Here is a 19530-nt window from a genome sequence, read left to right as displayed (position 1 = left end):
GATGACGGGGGGAGTCCATCCATTCGCGGACAAGAATCCGGTTTGTTCGGAAGGGATGTCTTGAACGCGATTTTGCATATGGACCTTCGTCTTTCCGGCTCACGCTTGATCCGGGTCAGCCTTCCTTCATCCACTCCGGCTCCACATATTCCTTTACCCACATCCACTGACCCGGCTCAAACAAGTTCGTGTACTGGTTTCGCTCCGCTTGCTCCCGAGGGGTCAGCGTGCGGACATCGGGGAATTTATGTCCCTTCCGGATCATATGAATATCCGAACTGGAAGTCCTGGTATATCCCTGCCAGATCCCCGTTTCAGGACACAGCATCCCCGTACACAGATTCATCAGCCCGTATTTGTGGCGCTTCGCTTGTTGCTCTTCTAACCGACGCTGTTTGCGTTCTTCTGGCGTCAAAATCTTGTATGTGCGACTTATTCTAACTTCATCGAGGTAGGGTGAAAATGATCCGTCCGGGGGATTTATATAAAAAAGCTCAACATCGATAGGAAATTTACTGCCCGGAATATCTTTTGATCGGTAGCGAAAAGACTGCAAATTGGGAGCATCGGGGGTGCGCCCCATTATTTCATTCCCATATCGGCGATTCCCTCGATGATCAATCCAATAGTCCTCTAGCTGAAGAAGCGATTTGATTTCCGTGTCAGGTAGATTGGCAACCCTTGCGTCAACGACAATTCTTACTCCGGCCGGGACAATCTTCACCTTGTCGCGATCATCACTGTAATCCTCCGGATCGTCGCCGGTGGAAAACTCAATCTTCGTACCCCGCAGCGCACGATTTTTGTATTTATAAAGGAACCCTTTTGCGGGAGGGTGCGTCCACGTTGTGTAATTTGTGCCGAAGACAATATGTTCAGGATCATATGGCGCGTCATCGCGCAGGACCGCCATTGCTGTTTTCAGGATGGCGCGCAGCACGACGCGCTGCTCTTCGTCGGTCGTCTGCATTTCAAATCCCTCCCCCAATGGCGTTAAGTGAAGCATCGTATTCTCCTGTGCATGTACCGGGGTTACGCACGAAAGCACGATCAGGGCGGTCCCAATAGGCTTGCACCACCTCTGCACACGCATAAGCATCTTCCTCATGTAACTGGCTCCGGTATCCCTCTTCGAAACTCACCATCTTCGCCGCCGTTTCTGGCGACACTCTCAACAGCTCGCACACCTCGGCCTGTGCAATTGGTACATCGGGTTTTACGTAGGCTCCCCCCGTCTGATTTTGCAGATAAAAAATCATCCAGTAATAGTGAAAAACCAACATGCGATGCAGCCCCGCTATCACCCGCACGTCATCTGGAAGTTGCGTCTTTTTGGCTGCGTCAAAGATATCCTTATGCATACTGTCGTCATATACCCGCATTGCCTGCGAGAAAATAGAATAGTCGTTCGGATGTTGTTGAAGCAAGGCCATCATCCAGAACGCTTGCTGGCAATGTCGCGCTTCGTGATAAAGCGTGTCCGCGAGTGCCTTCAGAGCGCCACCCAAGGCGGCGTCATTTTTTGTCATCGCAATGATCTTCATGATTTCTGTCTCTTGAATTACAATTGCCCACTTCAACGTGGAAAACGACGCGCTTACGTCCGGGCGCATGTTGTATCTGGCTGCGCCTTCCATTGCATTAACAATATCGATATCGGGAGCCGCCCCATTTGAACTCATCCGGTCACCTGAAGAGCCTCGTGGCAATCCAAACGGCCCCGCCGCAAGGGCGGTACTCAATACATTGCCAACCGCAAGCGCGATACTTTCCTTTGCCTCGTCCGATATCTCGCCGCTCAACGTATTGAACTTGCCCCACTCGATCCCGGTAAGCGCCTTCTTGATCGCCGCCGTATAGGCCTTCGTCACCGGATACTCGACATCCCGGCGCACCGGCATGTCCGGAGGCGTATCGTCCTGTTTAGCCCCATCGATGAAGTGATGGAAGCGCAACCCGAAGTTGAGCGGATCGCAGCTCGCGAACGCGGCCGGCTGACTCGCGGACGTCGCCCCCTGTTCCGGGGTGCTGACCTTCTTGCCCTTGATCGTCGTGGTGCGTTTGTCGGCGTTCGGCGCTTGGGCGGTGTAGGGCGTCGTGTTGTCGCGCACGATGGCTGCCCGGTTCACCGCAATCACCTTGTCCGGGTCGCTCGCCGCCAGCAGCTCCACCGTGCCGAACGCGATGTCGTGGCTCGTCACCACATCCGTTTCGCCCAGCGCGTTACTCACGCCCTCTATCACGCGTCCGTTGTCGAGCGTGACCCGGTACGGCTGGTTCGGCAGCGCAAACCCGCTGTCATGCTCCAACAGCACGAAGTGCGCCGCATACTGCCCCGGATTGTCGGGTGTGACCGGCAGGCGCATCGGTCGCACCTGCCCTTCGTCTGTCTGATGACTGCCGGCATAGATCGTATGTTCGCCGGCCGTCCGCACCACGTAACCCCGATCGCTGATGCGAACCTCCGTACTGCCGGCGTGCAGCACGATTTCCTCTGCCGCATGCAGGTGGATACTGTCGGCCGTGCTCGTGATCCGGATTGCCTTCTTGGCGGTTACGTCGATACCATCGGTCCGCGCCTCGATGCGCACTTTCCCCGCTGCGGCGACAAGCGCCATGCCCGCCTTGTGCACGAATAGCGAGAACGCATTCGACACGCTCGCGAACAGCGAACGCCCCACGGCAATCCCGACATGCCGGCCGCTCGTGATCGCGACATCCTCTCCGCTCGCGATATGGGCGCTACGCTCGGCCGCGAGGCTGATCCCCGCCGGCCCGGCCATCACAATGTCCGGTTCCGTCAGTTCCGGGAAGTCATCCGCGCCGCCGGACGGCGTTCCCCGAATCGCATCGTTACGCGCCTTGATTGCACGGATGACATCGCTCTGGTCCGTGCCACGTTGCTGTGCGTCGTGCTGTTGCGCCAGATTCGTCAGGCTTTCCTGCAGTTCGCGCGCCTGCGTCAGCCGACCCATTGCCTCCTTGGCGTCCTTGGCGTGGCCGGGGCCGCCCGGTTGGCCGCCCGTCGACACGAACAAACCCTTCAACGCCCGGACAACGCCCCAGTCGTCGGTGCGCAGATCGAAGCCTTTGCCGCGCGCGTCGGCACGGCCTTTCTTCCGCGTGATGCGCCGAAGGTTGCCGAGACTCAGCACCGACGTGCCCGCGTCGCTGGCGATCTGCGTCTGGATTTGCTCTCGCGTATCGTCGATGGCGAGATGACCTGATGCGGTGCCGTGAAGCTCCTTGCCGCGCAGCACCGACAGCGCATGATTGTGCGGCAGGTCCAGCGCGGGCTGGCGGAACGCGTTGACGGCACTGCCGATAATCACCGGCAAATCCGGGTCGCCGTAATAGTGCGACACGGCCACTTCATGGCCGATACGCGGCAGGAACGTCGCGCCCATGTCCGCGCCTTGCCACGGCGACAGCACGCGCAGCCAGATACCCGAATGCTCGTCGTGCCGGCCCTGCCGATCCCATTGAAACTGCACCTTGACCCGGCCGTATTGGTCCGTCCAGATTTCCTGTTCGGCAGGGCCGACGACGATGGCCTTCTCCGGTCCGCTCATGACGGGCTTGCGAACGCCGCGTTCCAGGCGGAACGGTTCGTTCGTCGGCAGCAATTCGAATTGCGCGTCAACGCGATAGGTCTGCGCGCCGCCGGTCCGCCCCGCGACTTCCTCGATGTCGAGCGTACACGACACGACGAGGTATTCACGATTCGCGGCCTGCTGCGGATAGCCGGTCAACGTAAAGGTGTATCCGACCGTCAGGCCGCGCAGATTCCCTCTCCCGTTCGCGCGCCGCCCCGCGCAACGCTGCGCCTCAAGTTGAACGTTTGCGAAGTGACGCGATTCACGAGCCGTATCGTTCGGCTGGCCCGTCAGACCTTGCGCGCCCGCGAGCGGCTGACTGTAATCGCCCCAACCGTAAATCTCTCCGTCAGCGCTCGCGGTCGAGCGAGGGTCGTCCACCGTGGCGGCCACATTGGCGCGCGGGCGTGTGTAGTCGTAATCCGTCACGGTCACGCGTCCGGGCGTCAGGCGGCTGGTCACGGACAGCGCGTGAATGTGTTCCTCATCGATACGCTGACCATCGGGCGGCAGATAGCGCAGCGTTTCGTAGGCCTTTCCGTGCGGTTGGTGTCCGCCCATGGAATCGCACAAGACGAGACGGTGATGACCGTCGTCATGCTCGAACCACCACCAGATCCCCCATTCTTCCCATAGGCGTTGCAGGAACGCCCAATCCGATTCAAACGCCTGCCGCTGCACGTCGCGTGTCGGGTAGACGCCCAGGAATGCACCCAGACGCTTGTCGACGGGATACGGATATTTCGACAGCACCGCATCGGTGATTTCAACGACGGTCATATCCTGAAACAGGCGGCAATCCTTCGTCAGTGTCGCGCGATAGAGCCATGGGCGCAGTTCCAGTTCGTACAGGATTGCATCGCGATCCTGACCGGCGATGCGGGCGGCTTCAACCAGTCCCGTTATTTCGCGCGTGCCCGCACCGATGTTGCCCAGTCCAGCGGCACCAGCGAGCCCCGGAATGAACTGCCCTTTGCCTTCAAGCTGGATCGACACGGTGACTTCCGTGCCAACCAATTTGTCTAGATCAACATCAGCGGTGCGACTGGGGGAGACTGCATAGGCGTCGTCGGTTCGCAGCGTGACGAGGTAGCGGCATTCATCGATTCGGCCGATGGATTCAGTGCCCTGCAAGCGTACGGGAACGAATACTGGTAGGGCCTCCATGCCGTAGGTCGGCAGCGCCTCGCCCGAGAGTGACAGCGTGCGAGCTTGAGGAAACATCGCCATTTACACCGCCCCCGTTGTGCCTTGACCGATGACGGTCGCACCGCAAGCGGTTTTGTCGCCGTGAAACCCGACGCGCCGGCCGCGATGTTTGCGCGAACCGCTTGCCAATAGTGGAAACACGCCGCCGCATCGGGGGCATTTCACTGCGTGACCGTCCAGCGCAACGGCAACTCCCATATGCTTCAAATCGCCGGCCGCCTCGATCACTTCGCCGCCGTGGTCAGTGGCGTCTCCTAAGCGAACCATTTCATGGCCTTGTGCGTTCTTCATCGATGACCCGTGCGAGGAATGAAGCCGTCCTTTTACCCCGTCACGAAGTGCCGCACAATTTTTAAGATGAGAATCGATTGCTTTCGGAAATTTAATTAGTAACGCGACTGATAATTTCGTACTTATATGAATCAACTGACAACATGAAGGCGCGTTGAGCCCGATATTGCGACCATGCGTTCACCCCCCGCCCTGCTGGTAAGATGGCCCGCAATCCCATCCTGCCCGCGCCATGAGCTCCACCCCGACCAAGCCCGCGAATCCGAAGAACGCCACCCGCGCGACAGGCGACAAGCCGAAGGCGCGTGTCCAGCAGCGCCTGACCTACGTGATCGGCGGTCTCGACCGGCTGCTGCGCCGGCATATGACCGACGCGCTCGCGCCGCTCGGCATCACGCTCGCGCAATACACGGCGCTGTCGGTGCTCGAGGCACGCGGCGCGTCGTCGAATGCGCAACTGGCCGAGCGCTCGTGGATCACGCCGCAATCGGCGAACGAGGTGATGAGCGTGATGGCCGCTCGCGGTTTCGTCACGCGCGAAGCGGACCCGTCGCACGGCCGCATCATCCTGCTGACACTGACCGACGAGGGCGCGGCGATGCTGCGCGAATGTGAAGCGGTGCTGCGCCCGCTCGAGACGCGCATGCTCGGCGACATCGCCGCCGACGACGCCGCGCACGTGCAGCGCGCGCTCGAACTGTTCTCGCGCAACCTGCGCGGCTGACACTTTCCGGAACCTTCACGGCGCGGGCCCGTGCGGCCCGCGTTCGCCTTCCCCGGCCAGCACCGGCCGCTGTCTCGTTCCCCGTTTCTGCCGCTTTCCGCTCCGGGTTTACACCGGCGCTCGTGCCGCTTGCAATATCAGGTAGCCTGATATTAAATGAAGCCGTCCGCAGCAGGATCGCTGCGCACCGAATCGCACTGGAAACGAACGACAGGAACAGACATGAGCAAGTACGACAACCGCTGGCAGACCGTTAAAGTGAACGTGGAGGCCGGCATCGCATGGGTCACGCTGAACCGCCCGGACAAGCGCAATGCAATGAGCCCGACGCTGAACCAGGAGATGCTGCAGGTTCTCGACGCGATCGAGTTCGACGACGCGGCGAAGGTGCTGGTGCTGACCGGCGCGGGCGCCGCGTGGACGGCCGGCATGGATCTGAAGGAATATTTCCGCGAGATCGACGGCGGCGCCGACGCGCTGCAGGAAAAGGTGCGGCGCGACGCATCGGAATGGCAGTGGCGCCGCCTGCGGATGTACAGCAAGCCGACGATCGCGATGGTGAACGGCTGGTGCTTCGGCGGCGGGTTCTCGCCGCTCGTCGCGTGCGACCTCGCGATCGCGGCGGACGAAGCGGTGTTCGGGCTGTCGGAGATCAACTGGGGCATCCCGCCCGGCAACCTCGTCAGCAAGGCGATGGCGGACACGGTCGGGCATCGCCGCGCGCTGCACTACATCATGACCGGCGACACGTTCACCGGCGCCGAAGCGGCGGACATGGGCCTCGTCAACAGCAGCGTGCCGCTGGCCGAGCTGCGTGAAGCGACGATCGCGCTCGCGGCGCGGCTGATGGACAAGAACCCGGTCGTGCTGCGCGCCGCGAAGCACGGCTTCAAGCGCTCGCGCGAACTCACGTGGGAGCAGTGCGAGGATTACCTGTACGCGAAGCTCGACCAGGCGCAGCTGCGCGATCCGGAGCACGGCCGCGAGCAGGGGCTCAAGCAGTTCCTCGACGAGAAGACGATCAAGCCGGGCCTGCAGGCATACAAGCGCTGACATTACCGCCGACGCAACGCAACAGACAGGCAAGGCAGGAGACGACATGACCGACAGACGGATGCTGATCGCGGGCGAGTGGCGTACCGCCCGCGACGGGCGAACTTTCGACCGATTCAACCCCGCGACGGGCGTGCTCGCGTCGCGCGCGCCGGCCGCCGGCCTCGCCGACGCCGACGCGGCGATCGACGCCGCGCACCGCGCGTTCCCCGCGTGGGCGGCGCTCGCGCCGACCGAGCGGCGTCGCCGGCTGCTGAAGGCGGCCGACCTGATGGACGCGCGCATCGACGAGATCGTCGCGACCGGCATCGCCGAGACAGGCGCCACGCCCGGCTGGCTCGGCTTCAACGTGACGCTCGCGGCGAACATGCTGCGCGAGGCCGCGTCGATGACGACGCAGATCGACGGCGACGTGATCCCGTCCGACGTGCCCGGCAATCTCGCGCTGGCGATGCGCGTGCCGTGCGGCGTGGTGCTCGGCATCGCGCCGTGGAACGCGCCGGTGATCCTCGGCACGCGGGCGCTGGCGATGCCGCTCGCATGCGGCAACACGGTCGTGCTGAAGGTGTCTGAAGCGTGCCCGGGCGTGCATGCGCTGATTGGCGCGGTGCTGGATGACGCCGGGCTCGGCGCGGGCGTGGTCAACGTGATCACGCACGCGGCGGCCGATGCTCCCGAACTCGTCGAGCGGATGATCGCGCATCCGCATGTGAAGCGGATCAACTTCACCGGATCGACGCACGTCGGGCGCATCATCGCGCGCCACGCGGCCGCGCACCTGAAACCCGTGCTGCTCGAACTCGGCGGCAAGGCGCCCGTGCTCGTGCTGGACGATGCCGATCTCGATGCGGCCGTCGACGCGATCGCGTTCGGCGCGTTCTTCAACCAGGGGCAGATCTGCATGTCGACCGAGCGCGTCATTGCCGCGCGGCCGATTGCCGATGCGCTCGTCGAACGGTTGAGCGAGAAGGCGCGCACGCTGGTCGCCGACGATCCGCGCGCGGGTCGTCCGCTCGGCACGATGGTCGATGCGGCCGCCGCCGCGCGGGCTGCTTCGCTGGTCGAGGACGCACGTGCGCACGGCGCACGCTTGCCGCTCGGCTGCCGGATCGAAGGCGCGACCATGCAGCCGGTGATCGCCGACGGCGTCACGCGCGACATGCGGCTCTATCGCGAGGAATCGTTCGCGCCGGTGGTTGCGATCCTGCGCGCGGACACCGACGACGAAGCCATCGCGCTCGCGAACGACAGCGAGTTCGGATTGTCGGCGAGCGTGTTCAGCCGGGACATCGCACGCGCGATGGCGGTCGCGCGCCGGATCGAATCGGGGATCTGCCACATCAACGGGCCGACCGTGCACGATGAAGCGCAGATGCCGTTCGGCGGCACGAAGGCGAGCGGTTACGGCCGCTTCGGCAGCCGCGCGTCGATCGCCGAATTCACCGAGCTGCGCTGGATTACCGTGCAGACCACGCCGCGTCACTACCCCATATGAGCGAGGTGACGATGAATGCATCGAAGCCCGCAAGCGGGCCCGTGACCGGCGCGAGCGGCGTGCGCTATCGCGCGGCGGCCGTCGCGGTAGGCTCCGCCGAGATTCGTCGCGCGGAAAGCGGCACGTGGTATCTGCGCTCGCGCGAACCGCTCGGCGATTACCCGACGCGCCTGACCGACTGCCTCGTGCGCGGCGCACAAGCGCATCCCGAGCGCGTGCTGGCCGCGCGACGCGGCGCCGACGGCCGCTGGATCGAGATCACCTACGCGCAGATGCTCGACCGCGCCCGCGCAATCGGGCAGGGCCTCGTCGATCTCGGGCTGTCGGTCGCGCGTCCGCTCGCGGTGCTGTCCGGCAACGATCTCGAGCATCTGCAACTGATGTTCGCGGCGATGCTGGCCGGCGTGCCGTACTCGCCGATCTCGCCCGCGTATTCGCTGGTGTCGACCGACTACGGCAAGCTGCGCCACACGCTCGGCGTGCTGAAGCCGGGCGCGGTGTTCGTCGCCGAACGCGCGTCGTTCGCGCGTGCGCTCGACGCGACGTTGCCGGCCGACGCGGCGCTGATCGTCGCACGCGACGACGATGCAAACGCAGACGCGGCCGAAAAGCGCCGCGCGGTGCCGCTGTCGCGCCTGCTCGCCACCGCGCCGCGCTCGATCGACGCGATCCATGCGGCGGTCGGCCCCGACCATCTCGCGAAGATCCTGTTCACGTCCGGTTCGACGAAGCTGCCGAAGGCCGTGCCGACCACGCACCGGATGCTGTGCAGCAACCAGCAGATGCTGCGCCAGACGATGCCCGAGCTCACGCGCGAGCCGCCGGTGCTGGTCGACTGGCTGCCGTGGAATCACACGTTCGGCGGCAGTCACAACCTCGGCATCGCGCTGTACAACGGCGGCACGCTGTACATCGACGACGGCCGGCCGGTGCCCGGCCGCTTCGACGAAACCGTGCGCAACCTGCGCGAGATCGCGCCGACGATCTACTTCAACGTGCCGAAGGGCTGGGAAGAGCTGACCGCCGCGCTCGAACGCGATGCCGAACTGCGCGACACGTTCTTCTCGCGCGTGAAGCTGTATTTCTTCGGCGGCGCGGGGCTGTCGCAAGCCGCGTGGGACCGGCTCGACCGCGTGACCGACGCGCATTGCGGCGAGCGCATCCGGATCATGGCCGGCCTTGGGATGACGGAGGCGTCGCCGTCGTGCCTGTTCACGACGGGGCCGCTGATGCGCGCCGGCTATATCGGACTGCCCGCGCCCGGCTGCGACGCGAAGCTCGTGCCGTGCGGCGGCAAGCTCGAACTGCGCTTCAAGGGGCCGAACGTGATGCGCGGCTACTGGCATGCGGACGCCGATCCGCGCGACGTGTTCGACGACGAAGGTTATTACCGCAGCGGCGACGCGGGCGTCTTCGCCGATCCCGAACGGCCGGAACTCGGACTGCTGTTCGACGGGCGGCTGACCGAGGATTTCAAGCTGAGCAGCGGCACGTTCGTGAGCGTCGGGCCGTTGCGCGCGAACGCGGTGTCGAGCGGCGCGCCGTACGTGCAGGACGTGGTCGTCACCGGGATCAATCGCGACGACATCGGCTTGCTGGTGTTTCCGCGTGCCGACGTGTGCCGCACGCTCGCGGGGCTCGCCGCCGATGCGCCGTTGCGCGACGTGCTGTGCGCGCCGGCCGTGCGCGCGGCGTTCGCGGCATGGCTCGCCGCGCTGAACCGGCATGCGAGCGGCGGTTCGACGTTCGTCGCGCGCATTCGGCTGATGGACACGCCGCCGTCGCTCGATCTCGGCGAAGTGACCGACAAGGGTTCGCTGAACCAGGCGGCCGTGCAGCAGCACCGCGCGGCGACGATCGACGCGCTGTACGACCCGGCGCGGCGCGATCCCGACGTGATGTACGCGTAAGCAGCGGGCAGGTTCCAGCAACAACAAGCAGGCGTAACGACCGACCGGCCGGCCACGTGACCGGCAGGCATACTTGCGGTCATTGAATCAGGTTGCCTGATAAAGGCGGCCGTTCAGCCGACACCTCGCGCGCTCGTCCGCCACTGGCCGGCGGCGCGCGGCGGTCGGTGCAAGGCCGACCGACTACAAGACATCGGATCTGGAGACAGGATGAACACCTACGTTGCCGAAAAACCCACGGTCGCGACCACGCTCGCGCTGTGTTTCGCGATCGCACTCCTCGAAGGGCTCGACCTGCAGTCGGTCGGCGTCGCCGCGCCGCGCATGGCGCGCGAATTCGGGCTGAGCGTCTCGCAGATGGGCATCGCGTTCAGCGCGGGCACCTTCGGGTTGCTGCCGGGCGCGATGCTCGGCGGCCGGCTCGCCGACCGGATCGGCCGCAAGCGCGTGCTGATCGCGTCGGCCGTGCTGTTCGGGCTGCTGTCGATCGCCACCGCGCAGGTGTCGACCTTTGCGATGCTGGTCGTCGTGCGCGTGCTGACCGGCATCGGGCTCGGTGGCGCGATGCCGAACCTGATCGCGCTGTCGTCGGAAGCGGTCGAGCCGCGCTCGCGCAGCAGCGCGGTGGCCACGATGTACTGCGGGATCCCGTTCGGCGGCGTGATCGCGTCGCTGATCGGCGTGCTGCTCGCCGGCGACACCGAATGGCGGCACATCTTCTACGTCGGCGGCGCGGGGCCGCTGCTGCTCGTGCCGCTGCTGGTGTGGTGCCTGCCGGAATCGCGCGCGTATCTCGACGTCGCCGGCACGCAGGCCGCGCGCACCAGCGTCGCACGCACGCTGTTCGGCGACGGCCGCACGACGGCGACGGTCGCGCTGTGGGTCAGCTACTTCTGCACGCTGATCGTCCTGTACTTCCTGCTGAACTGGCTGCCGTCGCTGATGGCCGCGCGCGGGCTCGACCGCGAGCACGTCGGCCTCGTGCAGATCGCGTTCAACGTCGGCGCGGGGCTCGGCGCGCTCGGCATCGGCGCGGCGCTCGACCGGATGCGTGCATCGCGCGTGGTCGGCGGCATGTACGTCGGGATCGTGCTGTCGCTCGCCGCGCTGGCGGCCGCGCCCGGTTTCGTATCGCTCGCGGCGGCCGCGTTCGCGGCCGGGATGTTCGTGGTCGGCGGGCAGTCGGTGCTGTATGCGCTCGCCGCGATCTATTACCCGACCGCGATGCGCGGCACGGGCGTCGGCGCGGCGGTGGCCGTCGGCCGGCTCGGTTCCGTCGTCGGGCCGCTCGCGGCCGCGACGCTGCTGGCCGCGGGCCACAGCGCGCCGGTGGTGATCGGCGCGAGCATTCCCGTCACGCTGGTTGCGGCCGTCGCCGCGCTGGTGCTGATTCGCCGCCCGCAAGCCGGCGACTGACGTTTCGCTTTTTTCAATGCGCGCCGTCAGAGCGCGCGACTCACCCAGGTCTGGAGACGCAACGACATGAAAAAGAACACAAGGAACGGCCTGCTGGCCGCCGGCGCGTGCTGCGCATTCGCCGCGCCCGGCGCGCACGCGCAGTCGAGCGTGACGCTGTACGGCATCATCGACACCGGCGTCGAATTCTTGTCGCACGCGAACGCGGCGGGCGACCACGTGGTGCGCATGCCGGGCGTGACGGGCGAGCTGCCGTCGCGCTGGGGGCTGCGCGGTGCGGAGGATCTCGGCGCCGGCTACCAGGCGGTCTTCACGCTCGAAAGCGGCTTCAACGTGCGCGGCGGCGATCTCGGGCAGGGCGGCCGGCTGTTCGGGCGTCAGGCGTTCGTCGGGCTGAAGGGCGGCTTCGGCACGCTCGCGTTCGGGCGGCAGTACACGATGACCTACCTCGCGCTGCAGGGCGCGGACATCATCGGTCCCGACATATACGGGCTCGGCTCGTTCGATGCGTACGTGCCGAACGGTCGCGCCGACAACGCGGTGACCTACGTCGGCACGTATCGCGGCGTGACGTTCGGCGCGGCCTATTCGTTCGGCCGCGACGGCGCGGGCACCGGCAACTCGCCGGGGCAGGGCACGTGCGCGGGGCAGGTGCCGGGCGACGCGCTCCAGTGCCGCAACTGGTCGGTGATGCTCAAGTACGACAGCGCGTACTTCGGCGCGGCAGCCTCGTACGAGGAACAGCGTGGCGGCACCGGCGCGGCCGCGAACTTCTTCGACGGCGTCGAGCCGGTCGCCTTCACCAGCAGCGGCGGCAAGGATGCGCGCACGCACGTGAGCGCCTACGCGCAGGCGGCCGGCGCGCGCATCGGCGCGGGCTGGATCGGGCGGCGCGTGTCGACCGGGTCGCCGGCCGCGCCCGGCGCGCACTCGGACCTGTTCTTCGTTGGGGCGTCGTATGCGGTGAAGCCCGATTTCGTCGTCGACGGCGAAGGCTACCGGATCGTCAACAGCGCGCACGACACGCGCGCGACGATGGCCACGCTGCGCGCGACCTATCTGCTGACCAAGCGCACGGCCGTCTACGCGCAATCGTCGTATCTGTGGAACAGCGCGCAGGCGCGCTACGCGGTCAGCGGCGGCGGGGCCGGCACGACGCCCGGCGAAGGGATGGGACAGCTCGGCGCGATGGTCGGCGTGCGCCACATGTTCTGATCGGCAGCCTGACGAACGGGAGATATCTTGAACATGAAATCTGCACTCCTCTGTATTGCGCCGCTGTCCGCGGCGGCCATGCTCGCCGGTTGCGGCGGCGACGATTCGGTCAGTTCCACACCGACCCACCTGAGCGCCGCGACGCCCGCCGCGATGACGCAGACCTGCGACGCGCTCGCCGCGAAGCTCGCGTATGCGAACACGTCGTTCACGTCGGTGACGACCGCGGCCGCCGGCGCGCTGACGGTGGCCGGCAAGCCGATCGCCGAGCACTGCGTGATCGAAGGGAAGATGAACGAGCGTGTGAGCGCGGTGGACGGCAACACCTATGCGATCGGCTTCGAGATGCGTTTGCCGAAAGCATGGAACGGCCGCTTCTTCTACCAGGCGAACGGCGGGCTCGACGGCAACGTCGTGACCGCGACCGGCGAGATCGGCGGCGGCGGGCCGCTGACCGACGCGCTGAACATGGGCTTCGCGGTGATCAGCTCGGATTCCGGGCACAGCGCCGCGCAGAACCCGCTGTTCGGCATCGATCCGCAGGCGCGGATCGACTACGGCTACGGCGCCGTCGACGCGCTCACGCCGATGGCCAAGCAGGTGATCCGGCTCGCATACGGCAAGGCGCCCGACCGCAGCTATTTCGACGGCTGCTCGAACGGCGGCCGTCACGCGATGGTCACGGCGGTGCGCAACCCGGGCGACTACGACGGGATCATCGCGGGTGACCCGGGCTTCCACTTGCCGAAGGCCGCGATCGGCGAGATGTACGGCGCGCAGCAGTTCGCGAAGATCGCGTCGGCGACCGGCACCAACGGGCTGCCGGACATCCGCAGCGGCTTCACCGATGCGGAGCGCCAGTTCGTCGGCGCGAAGATCCTCGAGAAATGCGATGCGCTCGACGGCGCGACGGACGGGATGGTGCAGGACGTCGCCGCGTGCCAGGCGCACTTCAGCGTCGAGACGGACATCCCGGCCTGCGCGAACGGCACGCGCACCGGGTCGTGCCTGACGACCGCGCAGAAGAGCGCGCTGGAGAACGTGTTCGCGGGCGCGCGCAACAGCGCGGGCACGGCGCTCTACGCGAGCTTTCCGTACGATCCGGGCGTGGCCGGCAGCGGCTGGGCCGCGTGGAAGCAGTCGAATTCGGTTACGCTCGACCCGGCCGCGATGGCGTTCACGTTCATGTCTCCGCCGAAGACCGCCGCGACGCTCGCGAACCTCGCCGGCTTCGCGCTCGGCTTCGACATGGACACCGATGCGCCGTCGATCTTTGCGACGAACGGCGTGTACACGCAATCCGCGTGGTCGTTCATGACGCCGCCCGACGAGACGAACCTGGCCGCGCTGAAGTCGCGCGGCGCGAAGCTGCTCGTCTATCACGGCACCGGCGACCCGGTGTTCTCGTTCAACGACACGCGTGACTGGTATGCGCAGGTCGCGCAGGCGAACGGCGGAGACGCGTCGGATTTTGCGCGCTTCTATCCGGTGCCGGGGATGAACCACTGTTCGGGCGGCCCCGCGACGGATCAGTTCGACATGCTGACGCCGCTCGTCGCGTGGGTCGAGCAGGGGCAGGCGCCGGCCGCGATCGTCGCCACCGCGCGCGACACGACGAACGCGGTGCCGAACGCCGACGTGCCGGCGTCGTGGGGTGCGGGCCGCACGCGTCCGCTGTGCCCGTATCCGCAGGTCGCGCGCTACAACGGCTCGGGCGACGTGAACTCGGCGGCGAGCTTCAGTTGTCGATGACGTAGACGGTGTGGGCAGGGACCGATGCGCGGATGCATCGGTCCCTTGCCGCGGCCTGGCGGGCGGCGGCGCGCCGCGCATGACGACGGCATTTGCCGCCGGCTGCGGCATCCGGAGATACTATGGCGACTTTCTGTCGGCGCGAAGCGTCCTGACCGACGTCGTTCGCCACGTATTCTTCATCTGATTCGACCATGCAAACCGTAGCGGTACTCGACTTCGAAACAACCGGGCTTTCTCCGAACATGGGCGACAGGGCGACCGAAATCGCCGTGATTCTGTTGCGCGACGGCCAGATCGTCGACCGTTACCAGAGCCTGATGAACGCCGGCCGCCGCATTCCGTCCGACGTCGTCGCGCTCACTGGCATCACGAACGACATGATCGCGTCGGCGCCGCCGGTGGCGAAGGTCATGAAGGAAGCCGCCGCGTTCGTCGGCAGCTATCCGGTCGTCGCGCACAACGCGGGCTTCGACAAGCGCTTCTGGCAGGCCGAGCTCGGGATGCTCGGGATGGCGGCGGAGCATGCGTTCGCGTGCACGATGCTCGTGTCGAGGCGCATCTATCCGCATGCGCAAAGCCACCGGCTGTCGAACCTCGCGGACATGCTGCGCCTGCCGCAGACGGGCCGTGCTCACCGCGCGATGGTCGACGCGGAGATCGCGAGCCATCTGTGGTGCCGGTTGCAGCGCGACATCGGCGAGACCTACGGGCTGCGGCACGTCGATCACGGGCTCATGTCGCGCTTGCAGACGACGAGCAAGGCGAAGGTCGCGACGTTCTTCGGGTCGTTGGCCGCCGGCGCGCGCTGACAGCGGCTGACGCCGGCCGTCACTCGCCGGGATCCACCGGCACCTCGAGCCCGACCTTCACGCGGCTCATGCTCACCAGCGTCTTGAAGCGCTTCACGTTGTTGTTCGAGAAGAACAGCTCGCGCGTGAGCGCGTTGTACTGATCCATGTTGCGCACGGCCAGGATCAGTACGAAATCCCATTCCCCCGTCACGTAGTAGCACTGCTGGATCTGCTGGCAGCGCTCGAAGGTCCGCTTCATCGCGTCGAGCTGGTCGATCTGCTCGCTTTCGACCTCGACGTTGACGACGATCGTCAGCGGATGATCGACCTTCTCCGGCGCGACGATCGCCGTATAGCGCTCGATCACGCCGTCTTCGGCGAGCCGGCGCAGGCGGCGGTTCACGGCCGCGGTCGACAGGTTCACGCGGGCGCCGAGTTCGTTCTGCGGCGTGTGCGCGTCGCGCTGGACTTCCATCAGCAGCTTGCGATCGAACGCATCGAGTGGGGTGGGCATGATGGCGCGGCAACCTCGAAAGAATGAGAAATTTTTGCGTCCGGACCGCCGATTTGGCGATTTCGTTCACCGGCATGCGCAATATTATTTTTCGGACTGTCGACGAGCGCAACCCGTGCGCGCCCGAACCGAATCCACCGATGGACCGCCCGCGGTCCCTTTCCGGAGCTTTCCCGCCATGCTGATCGCCAACCCGCGCGCGTCTCGCGCCGCCTATCCCGACGCACTGCAGCGCGTCATGAACATCGCCGCGGCCGACGAGAGCGGCGCGTGGCTGTCGCACTGGCCGCTGGTCGGCGCCGCGCGCACCCCGCTGCACGCGCTGCCCGACCTGGCCGCGCGGCTCGGCGTCGCGAGCGTCAGCGTGAAGGACGAAGCGTGCCGCTCGCCGCTCGGCAGCTTCAAGGCACTCGGCGCGCCGATCGCGCTGGTGCGGCTCGTGAAGCGGCTGCGACCCGCCGAGGCACTCGATCCGCAGGGGCTCGTCACCGGCCGCTACGCGGCGTCGCTGGCCGACCTGACGGTGATCAGCGCGACCGACGGCAATCACGGCCGCGCGCTGGCCGCCGCCGCACGCTCGATCGGCTGCCGCTGCGTGATCGTGCTGCACGCGAATGTCGACGCTGAGCGCGAGCAGGCGATCGCCGCACACGGCGCGCGGATCGTGCGCATCGCCGGCAACTACGACGAATCGGTCGTGCACGCGGCGCAGCTGGCCGACGCGAACGGCTGGCACGTGGTGTCGGATACGTCGTACGACGGCTACGAGGCGATTCCGCGCGACGTGATGCAGGGCTACGGCGTGATCGCGGCCGAAGCGCTTGCACAGCAGGCGGCAAGCGCCGACGGGCGGCCGTTTACGCACGTGTTCCTGCAGGGCGGCGTGGGCGGCCTGGCGGCCGGCATCGCGAGCTATCTTTGGGAGCATGATGGCGCACAGCGGCCGCATTTCATCGTCGTCGAGCCGCGCCAGGCCGACTGCCTGTACCAGAGCGCGCTCGCCGGGCGCGCGACGAAGGCGACCGGCAGCGTCGATTCGGTGATGGCCGGGCTCGCGTGCGGCGAGGCGTCGCCGCTCGCGTGGGATTTCCTTGAGCCGTGCATCGACCACTTCATGCTGATCGACGACGACGATGCGGTGCAGGCGATGCGCGCGCTTGCCAGCGGCAGCGAACGCGACGTGCCGTTCGTGTCCGGCGAGTCGGGCGCGGCGGGCATCGCGGGGCTCGCCGTGCTGATGCGCGACCCGGCGGCGGCCCGACAGGCGGGGCTCGATGCGAATTCGCGTGTGCTGGCGATCAGTACGGAAGGTGCGACCGCGCCGTCCGTCTACCGGCAGTGCGTCGGCGACACGGCCGATGCGGTGCTGGCGCGCCAGCGCGACTGGCTGAAGCTGAACCGCGCGGCCATCGTGGCCTGAGCGCACCAAACGACATGACGACGGACGAGGCAAGCACGATGGACGCAATCGACGCAACGGCAGAAAGCACGCTGCAGGGACAACTGAAGACCTGGCGCCGGCACCTGCATCAGCATCCGGAGACGGGTTTCGAGGAAGTGAACACGTCGGACTACGTCGCGCGGATCCTGACGACGCTCGGGCTCGACGTGCATCGCGGGATCGGCGGCACCGGGCTGGTGGCGAACCTGACGGTCGGCACCGGCACGCGCGCGATCGGCATCCGCGCGGACATGGACGCGCTGAACATCGCCGAGCACGCGCCGGGCCGCGACTACGCGTCGTGCACGCCGGGCAAGATGCACGCGTGCGGGCACGACGGCCACATGTCGATGGTGCTCGGTGCCGCGCAGCTGCTGGCCGAGCGCAAGGATTTCGACGGCACGGTGCGCTTCATCTTCCAGCCCGCCGAGGAGCATGGGCGGGGTGCGAAGGCGATGATGGCCGACGGGCTGTTCGAGCGCTTTCCGGTCGACGCGATCTTCGGCGCGCACAACATGCCGGGCATGCGCGCCGGCACGTTCTCGACGCGCGGGGGCGGCATCATGGCGAGCGAGGATAATTTCGTGATCCGCATCGACGGGCGCGGCACGCATGCGGCGCGTCCGCACATGGGCATCGACCCGATCGTGATCGGCTCGCAGATCGTGCTCGCGCTGCAGACGATCGTGTCGCGCAATCTCGATCCGGGCCAGCAGGCCGTGATCTCGTGCACGGAATTCATCACCGACGGGCTGCGCAACGTGCTGCCGTCGACGGTCACGATCAAGGGCGACACGCGCAGCTATTCGCGCGATGTGCAGGCGCTGCTGGAAACGCGGATGCGCGAGATCAGCGAAGGGATCTGCCGCACGCACGGCGCGACCTGCACGTTCGAATACACGCACGAGTTCGCGCCGACGGTGAATTCTCCGGAATGGGTCGACACGGCCGTGCAGGCCGCCGCGCAGATCGCGGGCGCCGACGCGGTGAATGCCGATGTGCAGCCGATGATGATCTCGGAAGACTTCGGTGCGTTCCTGCAGGCGGTGCCGGGCAACTTCGTGTTCATCGGCAACGGCGAAGCGGCTGGCCACGGGGGCGTGCCGCTGCACAACGCGACCTACGATTTCAACGACGAGATCCTGCCGGTCGGCGCGCGCTATTTCGCGGAAGTGGCGCGGCGCGCGTTGAAGGCGGCGTAGCGCGCGTCAGGCCGCCGGAATACGGCGGCCATCACGAACCCCTCACGAACCCCTCACGAAGCATTACGCTTCGGCCGCGCGCCTGCCCGGCGCGTCGGTCGTGCTCGTGCGCTCGAGGATCGCCAGCACCTCGCGCGCGGTGTTCTCCGAATGGCTGCGCAGTATCTGCGGCAGCGCCTGGTGGTCGGGGTCGGCCAGCGCGGCCATGATTTCGTCGTGCTCGTGCAGCGACTCGGCCCAGCGCAGCGTGTCCGCGTTCGCGGCGCCGCGCGCGCGATGCACCTTCGACATCAGCGACGCATAGATGCCCGACAGCACCGGGTTGCCCGCCGCGTCGATGATCATCTGATGAATCTGCTGGTTCAGCCGGAAATACTCGACGCGTTTGCCGGCCTCGTGGCACTCGACCATCTTCCGGTGCTTCGCCTGCAGCGCGGCGAGCGTCGATGTGCCGATGCGCTGGCTCAGCAACTCGCCCGCCATTGCCTCGAGCCCGTGCAGCAGCTCGAACGTCGACACGAGATCGTCGACGTCGATCGACGCGACGCGATAGCCGATGTACTGGCGATGCGTGACGGCGCCTTCCGCGACGAGCACCTTCAGCGCTTCGCGCAGCGGCGTTTTCGACACGTCGAACGCGAGGCTCAGTTCCTTTTCGTCGATGCGCGCGCCGGGCGGCAATTCGCCCTCGTCGATCATCACGCGCAGGCGCGCGGCGATCTCGGCGGCCATGCCGCGCGTGCGCAGAAGCAGGGGATTGCGGGGTGTCTGGCTCATGGTGGTGCAAGCTTATCACGATCCCGGTGCAGGCCAAGCTCGCCGATAACGCAAACACAATTCCAATAAAACCAATCGTTTACACCATGTGTAATTATAAATTTCTAATCCTATACTCGGCTCCACGTTGCGCGACGTCCC

The 19530-nt window shown here is 66.2% G+C and carries 15 protein-coding genes; 10 read left to right on the top strand and 5 right to left on the bottom strand.

What is annotated here, in order from left to right; genetic code table 11:
- Positions 1-115: 115 nt before the first annotated feature.
- From BX604_RS29335 to BX604_RS29325, 3 genes are read right to left on the bottom strand one after another with little or no spacing between them, the layout of a single operon-like run.
- Entirely contained in the window at positions 116-1006 is an 891-nt protein-coding gene (locus tag BX604_RS29335; RefSeq protein WP_257146457.1) for a hypothetical protein, read from the bottom strand.
- On the bottom strand, positions 972-4826 hold the full coding sequence (locus BX604_RS29330) for a type VI secretion system Vgr family protein (RefSeq protein WP_098554342.1): 3855 nt from the start codon (positions 4824-4826) through the stop codon (positions 972-974). The genes BX604_RS29335 and BX604_RS29330 overlap by 35 nt, the downstream gene beginning before the upstream one ends.
- A complete protein-coding gene (locus tag BX604_RS29325) occupies positions 4827-5096 on the bottom strand; it encodes a PAAR domain-containing protein (protein WP_098554341.1) in 270 nt (89 codons plus the stop codon).
- 232 nt (positions 5097-5328) lie between these two features.
- Here BX604_RS29325 and BX604_RS29320 point away from each other — a divergent pair, with 232 nt between their 5' ends.
- The 8 genes from BX604_RS29320 to BX604_RS29285 all read left to right on the top strand — a co-directional run bounded on the left by BX604_RS29320 (position 5329) and on the right by BX604_RS29285 (position 15473).
- Complete coding sequence (locus BX604_RS29320) at positions 5329-5820, top strand: MarR family winged helix-turn-helix transcriptional regulator (RefSeq protein ID WP_098554340.1); 492 nt, start codon at positions 5329-5331, stop codon at positions 5818-5820.
- 222 nt (positions 5821-6042) lie between these two features.
- Positions 6043-6873, top strand: coding sequence for a p-hydroxycinnamoyl CoA hydratase/lyase (locus tag BX604_RS29315; protein WP_098554339.1), 831 nt, complete (start codon positions 6043-6045; stop codon positions 6871-6873).
- A 46-nt stretch (positions 6874-6919) separates the two neighbouring features.
- Positions 6920-8368 (top strand): aldehyde dehydrogenase, encoded by a 1449-nt coding sequence (locus tag BX604_RS29310; RefSeq protein WP_098554338.1) that lies wholly within the window; start codon positions 6920-6922, stop codon positions 8366-8368.
- On the top strand, positions 8365-10278 hold the full coding sequence (locus BX604_RS29305) for a feruloyl-CoA synthase (RefSeq protein WP_098554337.1): 1914 nt from the start codon (positions 8365-8367) through the stop codon (positions 10276-10278). Before BX604_RS29310 ends, BX604_RS29305 begins: the two co-directional genes overlap by 4 nt.
- 210 nt (positions 10279-10488) lie before the next feature.
- On the top strand, positions 10489-11694 hold the full coding sequence (mhpT, locus tag BX604_RS29300; protein WP_098554336.1) for a 3-(3-hydroxy-phenyl)propionate transporter MhpT: 1206 nt from the start codon (positions 10489-10491) through the stop codon (positions 11692-11694).
- Between the two features lie 66 nt (positions 11695-11760).
- Complete coding sequence (locus BX604_RS29295; RefSeq protein WP_098554335.1) at positions 11761-12909, top strand: porin; 1149 nt, start codon at positions 11761-11763, stop codon at positions 12907-12909.
- 27 nt (positions 12910-12936) lie between these two features.
- Positions 12937-14661: a tannase/feruloyl esterase family alpha/beta hydrolase gene (locus BX604_RS29290; RefSeq protein WP_098554334.1), complete on the top strand. Its 1725-nt coding sequence runs from the start codon at positions 12937-12939 to the stop codon at positions 14659-14661.
- A gap of 194 nt (positions 14662-14855) precedes the next feature.
- Positions 14856-15473, top strand: a complete 618-nt coding sequence (locus BX604_RS29285; RefSeq protein WP_098554333.1) for a 3'-5' exonuclease — start codon at positions 14856-14858, stop codon at positions 15471-15473.
- 19 nt (positions 15474-15492) lie between these two features.
- Here BX604_RS29285 and BX604_RS29280 read toward each other — a convergent pair whose 3' ends face one another.
- On the bottom strand, positions 15493-15969 hold the full coding sequence (locus BX604_RS29280; protein WP_098554332.1) for an Lrp/AsnC family transcriptional regulator: 477 nt from the start codon (positions 15967-15969) through the stop codon (positions 15493-15495).
- 178 nt (positions 15970-16147) lie between these two features.
- On the opposite strand from BX604_RS29280, the gene BX604_RS29275 reads away from it, so the two are divergent.
- Both BX604_RS29275 and BX604_RS29270 read left to right on the top strand, forming a co-directional pair.
- Positions 16148-17389 (top strand): diaminopropionate ammonia-lyase, encoded by a 1242-nt coding sequence (locus BX604_RS29275; RefSeq protein WP_098554331.1) that lies wholly within the window; start codon positions 16148-16150, stop codon positions 17387-17389.
- Between the two features lie 38 nt (positions 17390-17427).
- Complete coding sequence (locus tag BX604_RS29270) at positions 17428-18612, top strand: M20 aminoacylase family protein (RefSeq protein ID WP_098555068.1); 1185 nt, start codon at positions 17428-17430, stop codon at positions 18610-18612.
- A gap of 63 nt (positions 18613-18675) precedes the next feature.
- Here BX604_RS29270 and BX604_RS29265 read toward each other — a convergent pair whose 3' ends face one another.
- Entirely contained in the window at positions 18676-19389 is a 714-nt protein-coding gene (locus BX604_RS29265; RefSeq protein WP_098554330.1) for a GntR family transcriptional regulator, read from the bottom strand.
- Positions 19390-19530 lie beyond the last annotated feature (141 nt).

The organism is Burkholderia sp. JKS000303 (assembly GCF_002563755.1).
In the GTDB taxonomy this organism is placed as follows: Bacteria; Pseudomonadota; Gammaproteobacteria; order Burkholderiales; family Burkholderiaceae; genus Burkholderia; species Burkholderia anthina_B.
Note: the sequence above shows the minus strand (reverse complement) of the source record. Positions and strands in the feature narration are given on the sequence as shown.